This window comes from Mycobacterium sp., assembly GCF_036490025.1.
Classification (GTDB): Bacteria; Actinomycetota; Actinomycetes; order Mycobacteriales; family Mycobacteriaceae; genus Mycobacterium.
Genome location: NZ_DASXEP010000169.1, coordinates 1 through 4,734, shown reverse-complemented (window position 1 = coordinate 4,734; position 4,734 = coordinate 1). Strand labels below are relative to the sequence as shown.

Annotated in this window: 4 protein-coding genes; 2 read left to right on the top strand and 2 right to left on the bottom strand. The window is 65.1% G+C overall.

The features are described from left to right. Positions 1-1,221, bottom strand: a 1,221-nt coding sequence (locus VGG53_RS19540; protein WP_331519738.1) for a M18 family aminopeptidase, incomplete at its 3' end; no start/stop codon positions are given. 49 nt (positions 1,222-1,270) lie between these two features. Between VGG53_RS19540 and VGG53_RS19535 the strand changes: the two genes are divergently transcribed. Together VGG53_RS19535 and VGG53_RS19530 are read left to right on the top strand one after the other, a co-directional pair. Continuing rightward, positions 1,271-2,290, top strand: coding sequence for a Dyp-type peroxidase (locus tag VGG53_RS19535; protein ID WP_331519737.1), 1,020 nt, complete (start codon positions 1,271-1,273; stop codon positions 2,288-2,290). After that, positions 2,287-3,084: a family 1 encapsulin nanocompartment shell protein gene (locus VGG53_RS19530; protein WP_331519736.1), complete on the top strand. Its 798-nt coding sequence runs from the start codon at positions 2,287-2,289 to the stop codon at positions 3,082-3,084. Before VGG53_RS19535 ends, VGG53_RS19530 begins: the two co-directional genes overlap by 4 nt. Positions 3,085-3,087: 3 nt before the next feature. Here the strand turns inward: VGG53_RS19530 and VGG53_RS19525 are convergent. Continuing rightward, on the bottom strand, positions 3,088-4,734 hold a 1,647-nt coding region (locus tag VGG53_RS19525; RefSeq protein WP_331519735.1), incomplete at its 5' end, for an MOSC and FAD-binding oxidoreductase domain-containing protein.

Here is a 4,734-nt window from a genome sequence, read left to right as displayed (position 1 = left end):
GTCGTTGGCGCCCATCAGCTCTCGTGCAGAGTGCATCGCGAGCTGAGGGGCGCCGACGTCGACCGTCGGAATTCCGGTCCGGGCGGCGGTCATCGGGCCGATCGTCGAGCCGCACGGCAGATCGGCGCGGTGCTCGTAACGCTGCAGCGGCACTCCGGCCTGCCGGCATGCCAGTGCGAACGCCGCGGCGGTGCGGCCGTCTGTGGCGTAGCGCAGATTGGGGTGCACCTTGAGCACCGGGCCGCCGTTGATCGCGATGAGGTGCCCCGGCTCGTGCCGTTCGGGGTAGTTCGGGTGGGTGGCGTGCGCCATGTCCGCCGAGGCGATCATGGATCCCGACAGCCTGCGCAGAAAGTCCGCTCGTCCGCCGCCGGCGGCCAGCACGATGCGCTCCAGTGTGGTCAGCAGCAGCTCGGAGCCGGCGCCGTGATCCGAGGTGGACCCCACCTCTTCATGGTCGAACAGCGCAAGCACCCGCAGGTAGTCGGCTGGCGCGGCATCCAGGAACGCCTCCAGACCTGCATAGCAGGAGGCCTGGTTGTCCAGCCGCGCAGCGCTGACGAATTCGTCGTCGACGCCCGAGAGCCGCGACGGGGTCAGGTCGTGGGTCATCAGGTCCGCGCCGAGCACGTCGCCGGGATCAACCCCGGCCTGCTCGGCGACGTAACCGATGAACGAGCGGACACCCACGCCGGAGCCCCACACCGCGTTGACGTGGCGCTGCGGGTCCAGGGTGACTGATTTGCGGTCCTCGGCCAGGTGGATCGCCAGCTGCGGCACGCGCAGGATCGGGTCGTCGATGCGAACCAGCCGGTGTGCGATGCCGGCGCCCCTATCCACCGAGCGCACCGACAGCCGCCCGCTGATGCCCAGATCGCGGTCCAACCAGGAGTTCAACCAGGCACCCCCGTAGGGCTCCAGCGCGACCACCTGCCATCCGGCAACCTGACGATCGGGATGCTGCTTGACCCTCAGGTTGGGGCTGTCGGTATGACCGCCGATGACCCGGAACGGCCGACCGCCCGCCTCCCCCGCGCTGTCCCAGGCCACCAGGGACCCAGACCTCACGGTGAAGAACTTGCCCGCCGGTGGCCAGTCATCGGCCTCAGCGAGTTCGAGGTAACCGGCCGCGCGCAACCGCGAGGCGACGGTGGCGCAGACGTGAAACGGCGACGGGGAAGCATCGATGAACTCGCAGAGACCTCGCGCCGTGGCCGCCATCGACCTATCTTTTCATCACCGGCTCGTCGGGCACGTTAGGGTCGAACCCGTGCCCGCCCTGCAACCGCAACCGGTGCTGGCGCCGCTGACCCCGGCCGCCATCTTCCTGGTTGTCACGATCGCCGAGGGCGGCGAGGCGATGGTGCACGACGCGCTGCCGGAAATTTCCGGGCTGGTGCGCGCCATCGGCTTTCGCGAACCCGCCAAACGCCTGTCGGTGATCACCTCGATTGGCTCACAGGCTTGGGACCGGTTGTTCGACGGTCCCCGACCGGCCGAACTGCACCCGTTCGTCGAGCTGCACGGCCCGCGGCACACGGCCCCAAGTACACCCGGCGACGTGTTGTTTCATGCCCGGGCCGAGACGCTGGACGTCTGTTTCGAGCTGGCCAGTCGCATTCTGCAATCGATGCTGGGCGCAGTGACAGTGGTCGACGAGGTGCATGGTTTCCGATTCTTCGACAACCGCGACCTGCTCGGGTTTGTCGACGGGACGGAGAATCCGGACGGCGCGCTGGCGGTCTCGGCGACCACGATCGGCGACGAAGACCCGGAATTCGCCGGCTCCTGCTACGTGCACGTCCAGAAGTATCTGCACGACATGTCTGGGTGGAATTCCCTTTCGGCCACCGAGCAGGAGCACGTGATCGGCCGGACCAAGCTGGAAGACATCGAGCTCGATGACGACGAGAAGCCGGCTGACTCGCACATCGCGCTGAACGTGATAACCGACGATGACGGCACCGAGCTGAAGATCGTGCGACACAACATGCCGTTCGGTGAACTCGGAAAAGGCGAATTCGGAACGTATTTCATCGGCTATTCGCGCACGCCGAAGGTCACCGAGCAGATGCTGCACAATATGTTTCTCGGCGATCCGCCCGGCAATACCGACCGGATCCTCGATTTCTCCACCGCCGTCACCGGTGGACTGTTCTTCTCTTCCACCGTCGACTTCCTCGACGATCCGCCGCCGTTGCCCGAAGCACCGACAGCGGCTCCGGCGGTACCCAGCGCATCAGCGGATGGCTCGTTGGCGATCGGCAGTTTGAAAGGAACCCCGCAATGAACAACCTCTACCGCGATCTCGCTCCGCTCACCGAAGAGGCTTGGGAGGAAGTCGAATTGGAGGCGAGGCGTACTTTCAAACGCCACATCGCCGGCCGCCGTGTGGTCGACGTCAGCGAGCCGAGCGGACCGGCCGCCGCCGCCGTCAGCACCGGGCGACTCCTCGATGTCAAGGCACCCTCCGACGGGGTGATCGCCCACCTGCGAGCCAGTAAACCTCTTGTGCGACTTCGCGTTCCGTTCACGCTGTCGCGTTCGGAGATCGACGATGTGGAACGTGGCTCGCAGGACTCCGACTGGGATCCGGTCAAGGAGGCCGCCAAGAAGCTGGCGTTCGCAGAAGACCGGGCCATCTTCGAAGGCTATAAAGCCGCGTCGATCGACGGCATCCGCGGCAGCAGCTCCAACCCGGCACTGAAGCTGCCCAAGGAAGTGCGTGGCTTTCCCGACGTCATCTCACAGGCGTTGTCCGAGCTGCGGCTGGCCGGCGTGGACGGCCCGTACTCGGTGCTGCTGTCGGCTGACGCCTACACCAAAGTCAGCGAAACCACCGAGCATGGCTATCCGATCCGCGAGCACATCCGGCGGCTGATCGACGGCGACATCATCTGGGCGCCGGCCATCGACGGCGCATTCGTGTTGACCACGCGCGGCGGCGACTTCGACTTGCAGCTGGGCACCGACGTGTCCATCGGGTACCTGTCACACGACGCCGAGACCGTGCAGCTGTATCTGCAGGAGACCCTGACGTTCCTGTGCTACACCGCCGAAGCGTCGGTCGCGCTCAGCCCTTAAGGACTACAGGTCGAGCACGAGATCGGATTGCGGCGCGGCCGAGCAGATGAGCACCGTTCGCGGCCCGGGTAGCTCCAGCGGCGACTGCACATATGTCGTTGTCCCGTCAACGATCCCCGTCTCACACACGTGGCAAACTCCGCTTCGGCAGGCGAAACGGGTTGGTACGTCGCAGGCCTCGGCCAAATCGAGGATGCTGCGGTAGTCGGGTGACCAGTTGACGGTGAGTCCGCTGCGAGCGAATGTGATCGTTGGTCCGGGCCCGGCCGCTCCGGCCGGTGGATGAGGCGGCTTACTCGGGCCGCCGTCGACGACACCCGGATTGATTGGCGGCAGGGCGCCGAACAACTCGCTGTGGACATGGGCCGGGTCAAGTCCTGCCGCGATGAGCGCGTTGCGCATGGTGGCCATGAATTGAGTCGGTCCGCAAAGGTACGCCGAAGCATTCGCCGGCAGGCCTAGCGCGGCGATCGTCGATTCGTTCACACGGCCGTGAATCTGCGTGTAAAACACCCGCTGTTGGGCATGAGGCAGGGACTCGATGAGCGCCGCGACTTCGGCTGCAAACGCCTCAGTCTCCCGATTGCGTACGGTATGCAGCCACCAGATGTCGCGGATGCTGTGCGCGGCCGACAGCGCATGCAACATCGCCAGGACGGGAGTGACGCCAATCCCCGCCGATATCAACACCACTGGAGTATCGCTCTCGGTGAGGTAGAAGTCGCCCCGCGGGGCAGCGGCCTGCAGGACTGATCCTGCCCCGATGTGGGCGTGCAGCCAGCGACTCACCACACCGTGATCTTCGCGTTTGACGCTGATCCGATACTCACCAGTGGTGGGGTCGCCCGAAAGGGAGTAGCTACGCATGGCCGTCGGGTTGCCGGCGTCGAGGATTCGCACCGTCAGATATTGGCCGGGAAGTGGTCGCGGTAGCGCACTGTGGTCGTCGGCTTCCAGGATAATCGACATCACCTGCGGGCTTTCCCGACGTACCGCGTTGACTCGCAACGGCCGAAAACCGTTCCACCCCGGCTCGACTCCGATAGTTGGCGCCGGCTGACGTGCCGAGCCCTCGTGTTCGGCAAGCAAGTCTTTGAACGACTGCATCCAGCCCGGGCTGAGCGCCGGAACGTCGATGATCTGCTGGAGCTGTTCGATGTTGCGGTCCGGCAGATACAGCAACGCGTCGATATCGGCGACGCTCAGCTCGTGGCGGCCGCGGCGAGTACGGACAATGTCGTCGCCGGCACGGACGTGGCCCTCTTTCATGACCCGGAAATAGAATCCCGGACGATGCTGCGAGACAAGGAATTTGGGCATGTCCGGCTCGCCGAGACGCATACCCACCCGAAAGCAGGTGACACGTGGCTGGGTAACCTCGAATTCGGCTCTGCCGATGCGGTAGCGATCGCCGATGCAAACGTCTTTATCGGCGAGCCCGGTGACGGTGAAGTTTTCACCGAAGTGGCCGGGCTCGAGGTCGTCACGGTGTAGGTAGGTCTTCCAGAAGTCGTATGACTCCGTTTGATACACCATGACGGCGCGTTGCTCACCACCGTGCCCGGCGAGATCGCCCTGCCCATCACCGTCGAGATTGAGGCGTCGGGCCATGACCGGTCCATCGACCGGTGTTTTCCATATCCCGGTATA

Coding starts and splice junctions, on each gene's coding strand:
- VGG53_RS19530 (WP_331519736.1), top strand. CDS start 2,287: ATGAACAACCTCTACCGCGATCTCGCTCCGCTCACCGAAGAGGCTTGG.